This is a genomic window from Erythrobacter mangrovi, assembly GCF_013260645.1.
In the GTDB taxonomy this organism is placed as follows: domain Bacteria; phylum Pseudomonadota; class Alphaproteobacteria; order Sphingomonadales; family Sphingomonadaceae; genus Qipengyuania; species Qipengyuania mangrovi.
This window is the reverse complement of record NZ_CP053921.1, coordinates 1,998,487-2,015,442: the sequence shown is the minus strand read 5'-3', so window position 1 is coordinate 2,015,442 and position 16,956 is coordinate 1,998,487. Positions and strand designations below refer to the sequence as shown.

The following is a 16,956-nucleotide window of genomic DNA, read 5'->3' as shown; positions in this document are numbered from 1 at the left end:
CGGGCGAAGGAGGACTCGCATGACCGACCATCCCAGCACATTCCGCGCAAAGGACTGCAATCGCGGGGGAATTCAGTGGGACGGTCGAGCGACTTTGCACGGCGAAGGTAACGGCGGCGGCCTGCTTGATGGGGCCAAGGGCTTGCGCAACGGAAGTTTCGCAGAGTTGATCCACTTGGTGATGTTGATGTCCCCCACCGAACGGCGCCGGTACTATATCGAGAAGCTCGGCGATCGTGGGTTTCATGCCGCCGAGATCGAGGCGCTTTCGTCGCGAGACGACTTTCCCATTTCGTAGAGTGCCCTTGGCCTTCCATCGAGTTGGGGTTCCACGCGGCGATTGCATGGCTCACCGCCGGGATGGGGGAGAATTGCCATGATCGCCACCATAGTCGCTTTGCTGATTGCCCAGGCGAGCAGCCCGACACCTGCACCGCCGTCACCAGCGACGTGTGAAGGACCTGAATTCGCCGCTTTCGACTTTTGGGTTGGCGAGTGGGCGGTTTATGCGCCGGGCCGCGACGCTCCGGTAGCCAACAGTCTGATCGAGAAGCTCTATGCAGGCTGCGCCATCCGCGAAAACTGGATGCCATTGCGCGGGGGCGGCGGTGGAAGCCTCTCGGCCTACGATCCGAAGACCGGGCGTTGGCACCAGACCTGGGTTGGCGGTGGACCCGGTCCGGTGTTTTTCGAAGGTGGGCCAGCCGAGAGCAAGATGGTCCTTACTGGCTGGTGGCCCGGTTCCGGGCCCAATGGTGAGGATGGCTGGACGCGGATGACCTATTCGCGGCTGGACGGCAGCGCGGTTCGGCAGCATGGTGAGTTTTCAGCAGATCACGGCCTGAGCTGGGTGACCAGCTTCGACTTCACTTATCGTCGCAAGGAATAGCCCCCACATGACCACCATCGCCGATTTCACCGTCGCCACGAACAAGGGTGACGCGCTCGACCTCAAGGAAAAGCTCGGCAAGGTGCTGCTGGTGGTCAATACCGCCAGCAAGTGCGGCTTTACCCCGCAGTACGATGGCCTGGAACAGCTGTTCCAGGACTACAAGGAAAAGGGCTTCGAAGTGCTTGCCTTCCCTTGCAACCAGTTCGGCAACCAGGAACCGGGCGATGCGGAGGAGATCGAGAGTTTCTGCAAAGTCAATTTCGGTCTCACCTTCCCGCTGATGGCCAAGATCGACGTCAACGGCCCCGGGGCAAGTCCGCTGTTCGACTGGATGAAGGGTGAAAAGCCCGGCCTGATGGGGTCCAGAGCGATCAAGTGGAACTTCACCAAGTTCCTGATCGACCGCGAAGGCAATGTCGTGAAGCGCTATGGCCCGGCCGATGCGCCCAAGACGATCGCGAAAGACATCCAGAAGCTGCTGTAACCCACGCGCCGATCCGTTCGAAAGTCAGCCCATGCTTGCCGACCTAAACCAGTGGTTCCTCTCGCTCGGCGCCGACTATGGCGTGAACCCGTACATCTTCGGGGCGATCTACGTCGGGGCAATCCCGTTCTTCTTCACTTCGATCGGGTGGCTGGTGAAGCGCGCGCGAGCGGGGCGGTCGACCGTGGTGCCTACCATGTGCGCCGGGTTCTGCTTCGTTTCGGCCTATCTCTATCTGGCGGTCGCTGGGCGCAATATCCCTGTGTGGGTGTGGATCTTCCTGGGTGCGTTGATCGTCTATGGCGCCGTTTCGACGATCCGCGACACGCGCCGGAAAATCCGCGCAGGCCAATAGCCGGCGTTTCTCCACCGCTTGTGGAGAAAAGGGTGCGCTGCTGCCCTTCCGAATCCGGTGGAATTTCCTAATCTGGGTCGATGTCGTACAAGCCCTTTGTCCCGCTGCGTGTGCTGTCGGCCTATTCGATGCTCGAAGGGGCGATCGATCCCAAGGCGATGGCCAAGCTGGCCAAGGAGCGGGGCTTTCCCGCCATGGCGATCTGCGACCGCAACGGACTTTACGGCGCGGTCATGTTCGCCGGGGCATGCAAGGCTGAAGGCGTCCAGCCGATTATTGGCGCGCTGCTCGGCGTCGCGCGGGATGCTGAAGGCAAGCAGGTCGACTACCTGCCGCTCTATGCCCAGGATGAAGCGGGGTATGACAATCTCTGCCACCTCGTATCGAAGGCTCACCTCGATCGACCGCTTGAATTCGAGCCGCATGTGCGGCTGGACGACCTCGACGGGCACACTGGCGGCCTGATTGCACTCACGGGCTCCGGCGACGGGGCGCTGACCCGCCTGCTGGCCGAAGGGCAACAGGCACACGCCGATGCACTCGCGGACCGGTTGCAGGCGCTGTTCCCGAACCGCCTCTATGTCGAACTCGCCCGGCGCGGCGACCCGGTGGAGGAGCGGGCGGAAGCCGCGCTCATCGACCTCGCCTATGTGCGCGACCTGCCGTTGGTTGCGACCAACCCGGCCAACTACGCCGAACCGCATATGCACAAGGCGCATGACGCGATGCTGTGCATCGCCGGTTCGACCCATGTCGATGCCGAGGATCGCGTCCGTTCGAACCCGGAAAGCTACGTCAAGACCTTCCACATGATGGAGGAAGGCTTCGCGGACCTGCCCGAAGCGGTTCAGAACACGCTCGTCGTGGCGCAGCGCTGCGCCTATATGCCGCCCTATCGCAAACCGATCCTGCCCAGCCTCGCGGGCGATCTCGAAGGCGAGGCACGCATGCTGGAAGAGGATGCGCGCAAAGGGTTGGAGGCACGGCTTGCGCTCTACGGTGAACTCTCCGAAGAGGAGCGGAAGGTCTATCTCGACCGCCTCGACTTCGAGGTCGGGATCATCAACCAGATGGGCTTTCCCGGTTACTTCCTGATCGTTGCCGATTTCATCAAATGGGCGAAGGATCACGATATCCCGGTGGGCCCGGGGCGTGGATCGGGCGCAGGTTCGCTGGTCGCCTGGGCCCTGACAATCACGGATCTCGACCCGATCAAGCTGGGCCTGCTGTTCGAACGCTTCCTCAACCCCGAACGCGTGTCGATGCCCGACTTCGATATCGACTTCTGCGAAACGCGGCGCGGCGAAGTGATCCGCTATGTGCAGCAGAAATATGGACACGACCACGTCGCGCAGATCATCACCTTCGGTAAGCTGAAGGCGCGCGCGGTGCTGCGCGACACCGGCCGTATCCTGCAGATGAGCTACGGCCACGTCGACCGGCTCTGCAAGATGGTGCCAAACCATCCGACCGATCCATGGACACTGCCGCGCGCATTGAACGGGGCGGCGGACTTCAAACGCGAATACGACAACGACAACCAGGTGAAGCGCCTCGTCGACCTGGCGATGCAGCTCGAAGGGTTCCCGCGCAACAGCTCGACCCACGCGGCGGGCGTGGTGATCGGCGATCGCCCGCTGGCGCAGCTGGTCCCGCTTTATCGCGATCCGCGCTCGGACATGCCGGTAACGCAATACGACATGAAGAATGTCGAAAGCTCCGGCCTGGTTAAATTCGACTTCCTCGGGCTGAAGACGCTCTCGGTGCTGAAGAAGGCGGTCGACCTGCTTGCGAGGCGCGGCGTGACGATCGACCTCAGCCAGCTCGCGCTCGAGGATCCCAAGGTCTACGAACTGATGAAGAGCGGCAACACGGTGGGCGTGTTCCAGCTGGAATCGGAAGGCATGCGACGCACGTTGACCGCGGTGAAACCGACCAACTTCGGCGACATCATTGCGCTGGTCTCGCTCTATCGTCCGGGGCCGATGGACAACATCCCGCTGTTCGGCAAGCGCAAGGCGGGCGAAGTGCCGATCGAGTACCCGCACCCCAAGCTCGAGGGGATTCTCGCCGAAACCTACGGCATCTTCGTCTACCAGGAACAGGTCATGCAGGCCGCGCAGATCCTTGCCGGCTACTCGCTCGGCGATGCCGACCTCTTGCGCCGCGCCATGGGCAAGAAGAACCAGGCGGAAATGGATGCCCAGCGCGCCCGTTTCATCGAGGGCTGCAAGACGGAGTCGGGCATCGAACCGGTGCAGGCGAGCGAGTTGTTCGACTTGATCGACAAGTTCGCCGGTTACGGTTTCAACAAGTCGCACGCTGCCGCCTACGCATTGCTCGCCTATCAAACGGCCTGGCTCAAGGCGCATTACCCCGAGGAATTTTTCGCAGCCTCGATGTGCTTCGACATGCACCAGTCGGAAAAGCTGGCGGTGTTCGTCGATGATGCACGGCGCTATCCCGGCAAACCGGGTGGCGTGAAGGTCCTGCCACCGTCGATCAACCACTCCGAAGCCGAATTCACCGTCGAGCAGACGGACGAAGGCTATGCCGTGCGCTATGCCTTGGCGGGTATTCGCAACGTCGGCGAGCGCGCGATGGAAGCGATTGTGAGCGAACGCGAGTCATCGGGCCGTTTCGCGAGCCTGCAGGACCTGTTCGAACGCCTGCCCAAGGGTTCGATGAACTCGCGCCAGCTGGAAGCGCTGGCAAGCGCGGGCGCGCTCGACGAGTTCGAGACCAATCGCGCCAAGCTTTTCGCCAATGCGGACATGCTGCTGGCAGTGGCCGATGCTGCCGAGCGCGAGCGCTCAAGCGGGCAGGCCGCGCTGTTTGGCGGGGGTGACGAGGAACAAGAGGATACGCTCCGGCTCAAGGACGTGGAGCCGTGGAGCCGGGCCGACCAGATGGCGCGCGAAAAGGAGAACTTCGGTTTCTACTTCGCCGAACACCCGGTCGAGGCGTGGCGCACGGTGGCCTCGGCGCAGGGCGCGCGCAGCTATGCCTCGCTGATGACAGGCGGTGCACCCACGGGTGGACGGACCAGCGCTGTGATGGCGGCCATGGTGGAGAGGGCGACCAAGCGCACCACCCAGCGCGGCAAGCCCTTTGTCCGGGTCGATTTCTCCGACAGTTCGGGCCAATTCTCATCCGCCTGCTTCGAGGAGGGGCTGGTCGAACCGTTCTTGCAATGGGCCGAAGACCAGACCTGCGTGAAGCTCACCGTCGAACTCGATAGCCCGAGTCCGGACGAGCCGCCCCGCATCACCGTTCGCGGTGCGGTGCCACTGTCCGAGGTGCGCGGATCGACGCCCATGCTGCTGACGCTAGAAATCAGCGACACCGATGCCCTGGCGCAGCTCGCGATCGAGCTGACCGCTGCGGGCGAGGGATGCGACGAGGTTCAGGCAACCATGCTGACCGGGGCCGAAACTCCGCCACTGATGATTCTTGGCCGCGCATTCAACGTTGACGGAAACCTCGCCGAACGCTTGGCAAGCGTCCCCGGTCTTGCCAAGGTGCAACTGACAGCGCGGCGAGCGGGGAGCCATCTCAGACTCGTCGCCTGATCGTCAATCATTGCCGAGCCGCAGGCGAAGCAATCCATGTCGGGCAGCTGCGAATGCAACGCCGTGCGATGATGGATTGACACCCGCCCGCGTCTCTTCGCAATGAGGGAAGGGGATTGAGAGGAGAGATGATGGCGCTCGGAGCGATGCAGGACTGGACCATGCGGATCACCCACGTGGTCGATCACGCGGCACGCGAGGCGGGAGATCGCGAGATCGTGACCCGCTGGGCCGATGGCAGCGAAACGCGTACGAACTGGGCCGGTATTCGCCGTGATGCGAAAAAGATGGCGCAGGCGCTGCTCGCGCTGGGCCTCAAGAAGGGTGACAGGGTTGCGAGCCTGGCGATGAACCACTCGCGCCACCTCGTCAGCTGGTATGGCGTTGCTGGGATGGGCGGCGTGCTGCACACGGTGAACCCGCGCCTGTTCGACGACCAGCTCGACTACATCGTCAACCATGCCGAAGACAAAGTTTTGATCTACGACGCGGCGTTCCAGTCGATCGTTGATCGCATGCGCAGCCGCTGGACTACGGTCGAGCATTACATCTGCTTCGATTCTGGCGAGCATTCGCCTGCCTTCGAGGACTGGATTGGCGCGCAGGATGGCAATTTCGAGTGGGTCGGGGGCGACGAACGCGATCCCTGCATGATCTGCTACACCAGTGGCACCACGGGCCATCCCAAGGGCGTGCAGTACGAGCATCGTTCGACCATGCTGCACGCGATGGCAGGGCTGCAGACCACGGCCTTCAACTTCACCCCGTCCAGCGTGATGCTGCCGGTGGTCCCGATGTTCCATGCGGCGAGTTGGGGGCTGCCCTATTCGGGCGGCATGGCGGGCATCAAGTTCGTCTTCAGCGCGGTCAATGATCCCGCCGTCTTGCACGAATTGATGATGCGCGAAGGCGTTACCGACAGTGCCGGCGTGCCGACCGTGTGGCTTGCGCACTTCCAGTATTGCGATGCCCAGGGCATCGACCTGCCGCCGCTGAAGGCTGCGACCATTGGTGGCTCGGCTGCGCCGAAGTTCATGATCGAACGCCTGATGAAGAACGGCACACGTGTGCAGCACGCCTGGGGCATGACCGAGACTTCGCCCATCGGAACCGTAGGCGGCCCTACCGCCGATTGGGACAGTCTCACCTTCGACGAGAAGGTTGCAAAGACGATGAAGCAGGGGCGCCCGATCTATGGGGTCGAGCTGCGCATCGTCTCGCTCGACGATGCGACTAAGGAAATGCCGCGCGATGGTGAGACGTCGGGCGCCTTGCAGATCCGCGGACCCTGGGTGCTCAAGCGCTACTTCAAGGCAGAGCAGGACGCGACCACGCCCGATGGCTGGTTCGACACCGGCGATGTCGGTGTGATCCACCCCGATGGCACGCTTCAACTGACCGATCGCACCAAGGATGTCATCAAGTCCGGCGGTGAATGGATCAGCTCGGTTGAGCTAGAGAATGCGGCTGTCGGCCACCCGGCCGTGGCGGAAGCTGCCTGCATCGGCATGCCGCACCCCAAGTGGGACGAGCGACCGGTCCTGTTCGTGGTGAAGAAGGAAGGTACCGACTGCACGGGCGCCGAGATCACCGAATATCTCGCTGACAAGGTCGCCAAGTGGTGGCTTCCCGATGCGGTCGAGTTCGTCGATGATATCCCGCACACCGCCACGGGCAAGATCAGCAAGAAGGACCTGCGCGACCGCTTTGCGGATTACACGCTTGGCTGACATTGCGATCCGCCCGGCCGTCCCCACGGACGCTGCGGCGGTGCAGGCGATCTATGCCTTCCATGTCGCGCACGGCACGGCGAGCTTCGATACCGAGGCACCGGACGTGGCGTTTTGGGAGGAGAAGATTGCGCACATTCTTGCGCGTGGCTGGCCGTTTCTGGCGATCGAGGTTGATGGCGTGCTGGCAGGCTACGCCTACGCCAGCCAATTTCGCGACCGGGCAGCCTACTCCCATACCTGCGAGAACAGCATTTATATCGACCCCGACTTGCGCGGCACCGGCCTTGGGAGGCGTCTGCTCGAAGCACTCGTCGACGCAGCGCGAGCGAGCGGATTCGAGCAAATGATTGCGGTGATCGGCGGCGGCGAGCCAGCCTCGGTCGCGCTTCATGCGCGATGCGGCTTCGAACACGCAGGGCGCATGAAGAAGGTCGGTCGCAAGTTCGGACGAATCCTCGACACCGTCTATATGCAGCGCGAACTTGTCGCGTGAGCAGGCTGGTCCTACTCAACAAACCCTATGGTGTGCTGTCGCAGTTCACCGGCGGGAAGGAAGGCGTAGAAGATACACTGGCGCATCTCGTCGACGTGCCAGATGTTTATCCTGCCGGGCGGCTGGATAAGGATAGCGAGGGCCTTCTGTTACTTACCGACGATGGGCGCTTGCAGGCACGCATTGCCGACCCGCGCTACAAGCTTCCCAAGACGTACCTTGTGCAGGTCGAGGGTGAGGCTGGCGAAGAAGCGCTTGAGAAACTAGCACGAGGCGTGAAGCTGAATGACGGCATAACCAGGCCCGCGCGGGCCAGGCGCATCGATCCGCCGGTGCTATGGGAGCGCGACCCGCCGGTACGTTATCGCAAGAACGTGCCCGACAGCTGGATTGCGCTCGAGATAAGCGAGGGGCGCAATCGCCAGGTGCGGCGGATGACGGCGGCAGTCGGATTGCCGACCTTACGGCTTGTCCGCTGGCGGATCGGCCAATGGAGCGTGGACGGACTCGCCCCGGGCGAATACCGTGTACTCGACCTCTAGAGGAGAGATTCGTGAGCGAGACCTTCATCGATCCAAGCCCCGCCAACTTCAACGCCTTCAAGGATTTACCGCGCGACGAGCCGATCCACATGCTCAACCTGTTGCTCTATCGCGACGAGGCCCAATATCCCGAGGGGCATGAGCATGCTGGCAAGGGCTGGAGCGGCCGCCGCGCCTATCATGAATACGGCAAGACGAGCGGCCCGATCTTTCGCCGGGTGGGCGGCACGATCGTGTGGCGAGGCACCTTCCAGACAATGGTCACCGGTCCCGACAGCATGCGCTGGGACGATGGCTTCGTTGCGCAATACCCGAACAGCGCGGCTTTCTTCGAGATGATCAAGGACCCCGACTACCAGCTTGCTGTGGTGAATCGCACTGCGGCCTTGGTCGACAGCCGCCTGATCCGATTCAAGCCCAGTGAGGGTGGCGAGGGGTTTTAGCCCATCTCTCGGTTTGACGGAGTCGCCGCCAAGGAGTTTATGATGAAAATCAGGAATCTCAGTTTCGTTCTCGCGCCGCTAGCTCTGATCGCCTGCGCACAGGTCGCTGCCGCTGCGACCCTGGATGTGGTAAAGACGCCGTTGTGCGGTTGTTGCACCGAATGGGTTGCGCGAATGGAGGCAGCGGGCTTCACCCTCAAGGTTCGCGATGTCCAGGATACCGCCCCCATCGCAACGGCTGCTGGCGTGCCCGACAGGCTACGCTCCTGCCATACTGCAAAGATTGCGGGCTACGTCATTGAGGGTCACGTCCCTGCTGAAGACATCCGTCGCCTGCTGAGAGAGAAGCCCAATGCGGTGGGGCTTAGTGTGCCAGGAATGGTCGCCGGATCTCCAGGCATGGAAACGCCAGGCCGCGCGACACCCACCTACCAGACGGTTCTGATCGGTCGTAACGGGAAGCTGAGCGTGTGGGCCACCCATGCAGGCAGCCAACCTGCACACGTTCACTGATCCTGCGCTAGAGCAACTGCAACTGGCCGCCGATATTGGGTGGCCTGAATTGAGTGCAATCAAGCTCGAACCTAGGTCTGCCGACACCCGCGCGCTTGCAGGCCAGGCGGAAGCGGGTTCGGAAAAGATCGGCCCAGACGCCAGTCGGCTTCATCCGGCTGAAGAAGTTCGGATCGTTGTCCTTCCCATCGCGAATCGAGCGGACGATGTTCATCACCTTGTCGCCGCGATCGGGGAAATGGACGCTCAGCCATTCGCGAAACAGCGGCGCGATCTCGTGCGGCAGGCGCAGCGCGATCCAGCCGCAGCTTGCCACGCCAGCAGCGGCTGCTTGCTCGATGATGCCTTCCATGAATTCGTCGGTGATGGCCGGAATGACTGGTGCGACATTGCAGTGAACGGGGACACCCGCGGCCGCTAGTTTCTGCAGTGCTGTGAGTCGCTTAACGGGCGAAGTTGCGCGGGGTTCAAGCTTGCCGGACAGCTTCGGATCGAGCGTCGTCACCGATATCGCCACCGCAACCAAATGCTGTTCGGCCAGCGGAACCAAGAGGTCGAGGTCTGCCAGCAATCGGTCGGACTTGGTGGTGATCGTTACCGGGTGGCGCGTTTCGAGGCAGACCTCGAGCACGCTGCGGGTGATGCGATAACGGTCCTCGATTGGCTGGTAGGGGTCCGTGTTGGTCCCCATGGCGATCGGCCTGGGAGTGTACTTCGGTTTCGCCAGCGTTGCGCGCAGCAGTTCCGCCGCATTGGGTTTGGCGAAGAGCCGTGTTTCGAAATCAAGCCCCGGTGAAAGGTCGTGATAGGCGTGGGTCGGGCGCGCGTAACAATAGACGCAGCCGTGCTCGCATCCGCGATAGGCGTTGATCGAGCGATCGAAACCGATATCGGGCGACTGGTTGAAGCTGAGGATAGTCTTGGGCCGTTCCTCGGTCACGGTTGTGCGCAGCTTTACCGGTGGGCCGTCCAATGACTCCATGTAGTCACGCCAATCGCCGTCGACTTCGCGCGTCGCAAGCCCGAAGCGCGTCGGTACTGCGCCCGATTGCGCGCCGCGGCCGGAGAGTTCAGGGGCGAGTCGGCGTTCCATGTATGAGAACATACACAGAACATATATCGAGAGCTAGTCGCTAGCGTTCGCGCAAGCGTGGCATCAGTTCGACGAAGTTGCAGGGGCGATTGCGGCTGTCGAGCTGTTCGGCGAGGATCATGTCCCAGCCATCCTTCACCGCGCCGTTCGAGCCCGGGAGGGCGAAGATATAGGTACCGCGCGCCAGGACCGCGCAGGCGCGGCTCTGGATGGTGCTGGTGCCGATGGTCTTGTAGCTCAGCCAGCGGAACAGCTCGCCAAAGCCGGGGATGTCCTTGCTCTTCACCCGGTCGAGCGCCTCTGGCGTGACATCGCGTCCTGTTAGGCCCGTGCCGCCCGTGGAAATGACGCAATCCACGCCTTCATCGTCGATCCAGCGGTGAAGATGCGCGGCGATCTCCTCGACGCTGTCGCGGCTGATTTCGCGTGTGACCAGCTCGTGCCCGGCTGACGTGATCCGCTCGGCAAGGATGTCGCCGGAGGTATCGTCAGCGGCAGTGCGCGTGTCCGAAACCGTCAACAATGCGATGCGGATCGGCTTGTAGCTGCGGCTTTCATCGATCGCCATGAATACTCCTATCTGACGCGCGGGAAGATCGGCCAGTCGTTCTCGGCCAAATCGATGCGGCTGGGCGCCTGGGCGTTCGCCTGGCGCAAGTACATCCAATAATTGCGCATTACGATCGCCACATAGCTGCGCGTTTCCCAATATGGGATCGATTCCATCCACAGTAGCGGATCACCCTGGTCGCGGATTTCGCTCGCCCAACGTGCCACCGGCGTCGGACCGGCATTATAGGCGGCCATGACCTTGGGTAGCTTGCCCTGCGTGAAGCTACCCTGGCTAAGCGCTTCGAGTGTGCGCTGGCCGAAGGCGAGATTGACCGCCGGGTCCTTGAGATCGGCATCCGCACTGAGGTTGATCGAGGCGGCGTATTCGCGAGCCGCGATCGGACGGATCTGCATCAGGCCGATGGCATTGGCGGGGCTCACCACACGCTCGCGAAAATTCGATTCCTGCAATGCGTGGGCAAAGGCGAGCGCAGGATCGATCCGCCATCCGCCGATCGGGGTCCGGAAGGTCACCGGGAAGCGCAGGCTGGGATGCGACGCGGTACCCGGCGGCGCGTTATAGGCCATGAAATTCTGCGTGCCTGAAAGCCCCAGAGCCCGAGCCAGCCTGCCGAGCGCGGCATAGTCGCTGGCATCCCCCGTACGGGCCATCCAACGCAGCACTTCGTCCGCATCGACGCTGCGTCCGACCTCGGCCAGCATCACTGCCTGCACGGCGGCGGGTTCATTACGTAGCCGGTTCCAGTCCACATTGGTTAGGTCGGGCTCGGTATGGGTATTGGGGAGCGTGCGGCCCAACTGCTCATAGGCCAGCATGCCATAAAGTGTCTCGGGATAGCGTGCTGCCCCACGCAGCTGTTCGGCGGCGTCCTCCGGCTGGCGGCAGCGAACTAGGGCGCGGCTGGCCCAGTAGTGCGCGGCAGTGGTCAGCTCCGGGTTGGACGCGCTCATCGCCGCGCGGCGGAATGCCTCTGCGGAACGCTCGCAATCGCCCAGCCGCCAGGCGGCGAGGCCGGCGACCCAATCACCCTCGGCGACCCAGGCGCCGCTGCCATCGGAGCGGATCGTTTCGGCCAGTCCCCATGCCTCGGGGTCGCGGTTCTCAATGTAGTAGCTCCAGGCGACGCGCTGGCGCCACTCGGCACGCGTGGCGCTAGAGAGCGAGGCATCGACGCCGTCGAGCAGGATGCGTGCGCCATCCGGATCGTCATTGGTAATGCGCTCAAGAATGGCCGTGCTGATCGAGCTCGGCATGGTACCGTCGTCGACCGGTGAGGGACGCAGTCGCTTGGTCAACCCTCGTTGGCGCACCAGTGAGCGTTCGCCCGGTGTGTCGATGTAGTGATCGAGCCCGCGCGTCTTGCCGAGCCGTACGATCGCCGCAGTCTGGGGCAAATTGCGGTAGCGATCGAGCCAATCCTCGATCCGTTCGAGCGGGATGCGCGGACTGGCGGGATCGAGATAATAGCTGGCCAAAGCCGCCCCGTGCAGCGGGCCATCGGGACGCTCACCCAGCAGCACTTCGACGCGGTCCCAATTTTTGTTGTCGATCGCTTCGTAGAGAGAACCATAAAAAGCGCGGTCTTCTGTCGAAAGCAGTTGCGGCAGGGCCTGAGCATGCGAGCGCGTGAAATAATCCACGCTGCTGGTCTGCGCGGCGGCCGGGGCTGCAATCAGCGAGACGGCAAGGACAAGGGCGGGTCTGAGGGTCATCGGGTCCATTCGAGCCAACGGTGCCAGAAGCGCTCGCGCCGGGGGGCGCTACGGGCGATCTGAGCGAAATCGGGGGCCGCGAGTAGTGGGTATGGCTTCTCGCCACACTCGACCACGAGCGGATCGCGCGCCTTCTCCGGCGGGATGTCGAACAGCGCCAGCTGCGCGCGGCCGACCGCCAGGATACGTTGCGGAGCGGCGAGAGCAATGTGGTGCCGGGCTACGTCGCCAAGTCCGCGAGCCGCCAGTTCGTTCCAGTCGGGCAGGGCCATCGGAGCGGGAAGGGCACTCGCAAGATAGGCCTCGTGCGGGGCGATCCCCATTGCACGCAGCATTGCGGCAAGCAGCTTTCCTGCGCCACCACTGAGCAGGCCCTCGGCGTCGTCAGGTTCCGGCTGGCCGACCAACACCATCAGCTTCGCCTGTGCCAGCCCGCGCGGCGGCAAACGTCGATCGAGCGCGCCATCGGCAAGCGAAGATTCGGTCATCCACCAGCTACGAAAACTTTCCAGCGTATCCGGCCATGCTGCCGTGTCACCGCCGATGCGGGGCAGGTCATCGCGGACCAACGCGCGCTGCAAGGGGCTTTGGGGCGCGGGAAGCTCGGGCGCAGGCTCCGCCGGTGCCGCTACGGTTTCCTGAACCTCTAGCTTGGCAAGCCAGTCGGTCGATTCTTCGGCAAAGTCGTATTCGACCCCTGCCTCACGCCACCAGTCGAGCGCCCCCTCGAGGCCTTCGAGCGGCGTAAAATCGGGCATATCGGGGCTGTCGACCTGCATCATCCGTCCGAGCGAGGTCTTGACCTCTAACGCGCCACCAATCAAGGCATTCACACCGAATACGCGACGAAAAGAGAGAGACATGAGCGAACGCGAATCGATGCCCTGCGACGTCGTCATCATCGGCGGTGGCCCGGCCGGCCTCGCCGCGGCGATCCGCCTGAAGCAGATCAATGACGACCTTGAGGTCGTGGTGCTCGAAAAGGGCAGCGAAATCGGCGCGCATATCCTCTCCGGCGCGGTGGTCGACCCCAAAGCGCTCGACGAGCTGCTGCCTGAATGGCGTGATCAGGGTTGCCCGATGGCCGAAACCCCCGTGACCGACAACTGGCACTGGATTCTTTCGAAGAGCGGCAAGTCGGACATGCCGCATTTCATCATGCCACCGTTCCTTTCGAACGAGGGCAATTACACTGGTTCGCTCGGCAATCTGTGCCGCTGGCTGGCCGAACAGGCCGAAGGGCTGGGAGTCATGGTCTTCCCCGGGTTCCCCGCTTCCGAGGTGCTGTTCGATGCCGAAGGCGCAGTTGCCGGCGTAGTCACACAGGACATGGGCATTGCCGCCGATGGCAGCCACAAGCCCGATTACCAGCCGGGGATGGAGATCCACGCGAAGTACACGCTCTTCGCCGAGGGCGCGCGCGGTCACCTGACCAAGCAGATGAAGGCGAAGTTCGACCTCGAGGCGGATTGCCAGCCGCAGGTCTACGGCCTCGGCATCAAGGAACTGTGGGACATCGATCCCGAAAACCACGTGCCCGGTCGCGTGATTCACACGCAGGGCTGGCCGCTATCCGAAACCAGCAGCTGGGGCGGGGGCTTCCTCTACCACCAGGCCAACGGCCAGGTCGCACTCGGCTTCGTCACCGCGCTCGATTACGCCAACCCCTACGTCTCGCCTTACCAAGAATTCCAGCGCTGGAAGCACCACCCCGAGATCGCCGCGATCCTCGAAGGCGGCAAGCGCGTCGCCTATGGCGCGCGCGCGATCAATGAGGGCGGCTGGCAGAGCGTGCCCAAGCTGGCCTTCCCGGGTGGTGCACTGATCGGCTGCTCGGCCGGTTTCGTGAACGTGCCGCGCATCAAAGGCAGCCATACCGCCATGAAGAGCGGCATGCTCGCCGCCGAAAGCATCGCCGCAGCGATCGCCGCGGGCAAGGAGCACACCGAGCTGCAGGACTATGACTCGGCCGTGCGATCGAGCTGGATCGCCGATGAGCTGAAGCTGGTGAAGAATGCGCAGCCAATGGTCGCCAAGTGGGGCGACGATCTGGGCACCGTGCTCGCCGGGATCGACATGTGGATGCGCACCCTCAAGATCGGCTTGCCGATCACGATGAAGCACCACAAGGATAGCGAGTCACTGCAACGCGCCGACCTGTACCAACCGATCGCCTACCCCAAGCCCGACGGGAAGCTCAGCTTCGACCGCCTGACCAATGTCAGCTTCAGCTACACCAACCATGCTGAGGACCAGCCGGTGCACCTCAAGGTGGCCGATATGGAGCTGCAGAAGGCGAGCGAGCTGGGCGTCTTCGCCGGTCCATCGACCCGCTACTGCCCCGCAGGCGTCTACGAGTGGCTGGAGAACGAGGACGGATCGCCCAAGTTCCAGATCAACTCGCAGAACTGCGTCCACTGCAAGACCTGCGACATCAAGGATCCCAACGGAAACATCACCTGGGTGACGCCCGAAGGCGGCGGCGGGCCGAACTATCCGAATATGTGAGCCCCAATCGTGGGCATCACACGGATTCTATTATTGTTTACGGCGATCTTGCCTCTCGCAGCCTGTGGCAATGCTCCATCGTCCATTTGCAGATTGTCAGAAAATGAGCATTTCTGGCAGGGCCTTAGCGTCGATTGGCAGGGTGAGATAATCGATATCATGTCTTGGCCACATGGGGGCGGCATTTACTTCTTGGATCGAAATTGTTTCCGCTCGGTAGAGTTGGATCGCGACGCCGCTCCCGTGCTGTACAAGGGTGGCGATCCTTGGATGCACGCTGCCATAGCGACCTTCAGGATCAAGGGGCGCCTGATTTATCGCAACGGTGAAGTAGTCCTCAAACCAACCGAACTTCATCGACTGAATCGCTGGAAGACCGATGAGGACGATGAGTTCTTCACGTATTTGGATGCGCTCCGGGCCGAGCAAGCTCTGAACATGAAGCAGAATTGAGTCGAGGCCGATCATTTTATGGTGCAAGAAATCGCCTTCGCCAAGATCAACCTCGCTCTGCATGTCCGCAGGCGGCGGGAGGACGGGTACCACGAGCTCGAGACGCTGTTCGCCTTCGTCGACGCGGGGGATGTGCTGGGCGTCGAGCCCGCAGATCAGGATATGGTCCGTGTGGTCGGCGAGTTTGCCGAAGGGCTGGATGATCCACGGGACAATCTGGTCGCGAAGGCGCTGGCGATGCTGCCTCATGATAGTGGACTTTCGATCACGCTGGAGAAGAAGCTCCCGGTTGCCGCGGGGTTGGGCGGGGGATCGGCTGATGCGGGGGCGGTATTCCGGATTGTGCGCGAAGCCCATGGCCTGCCTGACGACTGGCGAGACCGTGCGGCCGCGCTTGGCGCCGACGTTCCGGCCTGTGTCGAGAGTCGTACCTGCATCGGGCGTGGCACGGGGACGGAGCTTGAACCCGCCGACGACAGCCTTGCGGGCACGCCCGTGTTGCTGGTCAATCCGCGGATGCCGCTTTCCACCGGTCCGGTTTTCAAGGCGTGGGACGGCACGGATCGCGGCCCGATGCCTGCGGGCGACGCGCGCACCATCGCGCTTGAGGGACGCAACGACCTGGAGGGCCCAGCCATTGCGCTTTGCCCCCCGGTCGCGGGCGTTCTGGCAGCGCTTCGCGGAACTTCGCCGTTCCTCGCCCGTATGTCGGGTTCGGGCGCGACGTGTTTCGCGCTGTTCGATGACGAAGCAGCGCGGGACCAGGCGGCGGCACGTATCGCCGCCGACCATCCTGGCTGGTGGCAGATGCGAGGGAAACTCAGATGATCGACGGAAGGCCGTTCCGCCAGGTGGGCGTCGACGACCTCAGGCCGGGCGGCTTGATCTGTGTTGCCGACCATGCATCGAACCACGTTCCCACCGGGATCGAACTGGGTATCGACCCGGCACTCATGAACGAGCACATTGCGCTCGATATCGGGGCGGAGGGCGTTGCCGATCGCCTCGCCCGTCGTCACGGTATCCCTGCGCATATTGCCACCGTCAGCCGCCTGGTATGTGACTTCCACCGCAAGGAAGACGAAGCCGCGGTGGTACCGACCACCAGCGACGGATACCTGGTTGCCGGCAATATCGGTGCCGATGTCGAGACCCGGCTGGCGCGCTACCATCGGCCTTATCATGATGCGCTGGCGGAGTTCATTGGCGAGGCGCGGCCGAAGCTGATCGTCTCGATCCACAGCTTCACCCCACAGCTTGCCACCAGCGACGAAGAGCGGCCGTGGGAAGTCGCGTTGCTTTACAACCAGGATGATCGTGCGGCTCGCCACGCGATCCGGTTGCTCGGCGAGCATGGCCTGACTGTGGGGGACAACCAACCTTATTCGGGCAAGCAGCTCAATGCCACGATGGACCGCCATGCCGAAGCGCAGGGCATTCCCTATTGCACGGTCGAGATCCGCCAGGACCAGATTGCCAACGAGGCGGGGCAGTCGCGCTGGGCCATGCTGCTGGCCGACGTTATGGGGCGGGTGGCACTCGAGGTCTGATAGGCAGGCTTGGCCGCCCTCGCGCCAATCTAGCGTTAG

Annotated in this window: 18 protein-coding genes; 13 read left to right on the top strand and 5 right to left on the bottom strand. The window is 62.9% G+C overall.

What is annotated here, in order from left to right; all coding sequences use genetic code 11:
- The first annotated feature begins 19 nt into the window (after positions 1–19).
- From HQR01_RS10265 to HQR01_RS10220, 10 genes are all read left to right on the top strand, one after another.
- Entirely contained in the window at positions 20–298 is a 279-nt protein-coding gene (locus HQR01_RS10265; protein WP_173214786.1) for a hypothetical protein, read from the top strand.
- Between the two features lie 78 nt (positions 299–376).
- Positions 377–889, top strand: coding sequence for a hypothetical protein (locus tag HQR01_RS10260; protein ID WP_173214785.1), 513 nt, complete (start codon positions 377–379; stop codon positions 887–889).
- Between the two features lie 7 nt (positions 890–896).
- Complete coding sequence (locus tag HQR01_RS10255) at positions 897–1,376, top strand: glutathione peroxidase (RefSeq protein WP_173214784.1); 480 nt, start codon at positions 897–899, stop codon at positions 1,374–1,376.
- A 31-nt stretch (positions 1,377–1,407) separates the two neighbouring features.
- Positions 1,408–1,731: a hypothetical protein gene (locus tag HQR01_RS10250; RefSeq protein ID WP_173214783.1), complete on the top strand. Its 324-nt coding sequence runs from the start codon at positions 1,408–1,410 to the stop codon at positions 1,729–1,731.
- An 80-nt stretch (positions 1,732–1,811) separates the two neighbouring features.
- Entirely contained in the window at positions 1,812–5,303 is a 3,492-nt protein-coding gene (gene dnaE / locus HQR01_RS10245) for a DNA polymerase III subunit alpha (protein WP_173214782.1), read from the top strand.
- Between the two features lie 128 nt (positions 5,304–5,431).
- The gene (locus HQR01_RS10240; RefSeq protein WP_173214781.1) at positions 5,432–7,033 is read left to right on the top strand and encodes a long-chain fatty acid--CoA ligase; all 1,602 of its coding nucleotides are present in this window, start codon (positions 5,432–5,434) and stop codon (positions 7,031–7,033) included.
- Entirely contained in the window at positions 7,017–7,529 is a 513-nt protein-coding gene (locus tag HQR01_RS10235; protein ID WP_407644607.1) for a GNAT family N-acetyltransferase, read from the top strand. The genes HQR01_RS10240 and HQR01_RS10235 overlap by 17 nt, the downstream gene beginning before the upstream one ends.
- On the top strand, positions 7,526–8,071 hold the full coding sequence (locus HQR01_RS10230; RefSeq protein ID WP_188115100.1) for a pseudouridine synthase: 546 nt from the start codon (positions 7,526–7,528) through the stop codon (positions 8,069–8,071). The genes HQR01_RS10235 and HQR01_RS10230 overlap by 4 nt, the downstream gene beginning before the upstream one ends.
- A gap of 11 nt (positions 8,072–8,082) precedes the next feature.
- Entirely contained in the window at positions 8,083–8,514 is a 432-nt protein-coding gene (locus HQR01_RS10225) for a DUF1330 domain-containing protein (RefSeq protein WP_199800331.1), read from the top strand.
- Positions 8,515–8,556: 42 nt separating this feature from the next.
- Positions 8,557–9,027, top strand: a complete 471-nt coding sequence (locus HQR01_RS10220; protein ID WP_234030126.1) for a DUF411 domain-containing protein — start codon at positions 8,557–8,559, stop codon at positions 9,025–9,027.
- Positions 9,028–9,034: 7 nt separating this feature from the next.
- Here the strand turns inward: HQR01_RS10220 and HQR01_RS10215 are convergent, their stop codons facing one another.
- From HQR01_RS10215 to HQR01_RS10200, 4 genes are read right to left on the bottom strand one after another with little or no spacing between them, the layout of a single operon-like run.
- Entirely contained in the window at positions 9,035–10,120 is a 1,086-nt protein-coding gene (locus HQR01_RS10215; RefSeq protein ID WP_173214776.1) for a PA0069 family radical SAM protein, read from the bottom strand.
- Positions 10,121–10,160: 40 nt separating this feature from the next.
- On the bottom strand, positions 10,161–10,688 hold the full coding sequence (moaB, locus tag HQR01_RS10210) for a molybdenum cofactor biosynthesis protein B (RefSeq protein ID WP_173214775.1): 528 nt from the start codon (positions 10,686–10,688) through the stop codon (positions 10,161–10,163).
- Between the two features lie 8 nt (positions 10,689–10,696).
- Positions 10,697–12,406: a lytic transglycosylase domain-containing protein gene (locus HQR01_RS10205; RefSeq protein WP_325064499.1), complete on the bottom strand. Its 1,710-nt coding sequence runs from the start codon at positions 12,404–12,406 to the stop codon at positions 10,697–10,699.
- On the bottom strand, positions 12,403–13,269 hold the full coding sequence (locus HQR01_RS10200; RefSeq protein ID WP_173214773.1) for a uracil-DNA glycosylase family protein: 867 nt from the start codon (positions 13,267–13,269) through the stop codon (positions 12,403–12,405). The genes HQR01_RS10205 and HQR01_RS10200 overlap by 4 nt, the downstream gene beginning before the upstream one ends.
- On the opposite strand from HQR01_RS10200, the gene HQR01_RS10195 reads away from it, so the two are divergent.
- Positions 13,268–14,914, top strand: coding sequence for an electron transfer flavoprotein-ubiquinone oxidoreductase (locus tag HQR01_RS10195; protein ID WP_173214772.1), 1,647 nt, complete (start codon positions 13,268–13,270; stop codon positions 14,912–14,914). The genes HQR01_RS10200 and HQR01_RS10195 overlap by 2 nt on opposite strands.
- Before the next feature lie 96 nt (positions 14,915–15,010).
- On the opposite strand, the gene HQR01_RS10190 is transcribed toward HQR01_RS10195, so the two are convergent.
- The gene (locus HQR01_RS10190) at positions 15,011–15,382 is read right to left on the bottom strand and encodes a hypothetical protein (RefSeq protein ID WP_173214771.1); all 372 of its coding nucleotides are present in this window, start codon (positions 15,380–15,382) and stop codon (positions 15,011–15,013) included.
- Positions 15,383–15,385: 3 nt separating this feature from the next.
- On the opposite strand from HQR01_RS10190, the gene HQR01_RS10185 reads away from it, so the two are divergent.
- The gene (locus HQR01_RS10185; protein ID WP_173214770.1) at positions 15,386–16,195 is read left to right on the top strand and encodes a 4-(cytidine 5'-diphospho)-2-C-methyl-D-erythritol kinase; all 810 of its coding nucleotides are present in this window, start codon (positions 15,386–15,388) and stop codon (positions 16,193–16,195) included.
- Positions 16,192–16,917: an N-formylglutamate amidohydrolase gene (locus tag HQR01_RS10180; RefSeq protein WP_173214769.1), complete on the top strand. Its 726-nt coding sequence runs from the start codon at positions 16,192–16,194 to the stop codon at positions 16,915–16,917. Before HQR01_RS10185 ends, HQR01_RS10180 begins: the two co-directional genes overlap by 4 nt.
- Positions 16,918–16,956: the final 39 nt, after the last annotated feature.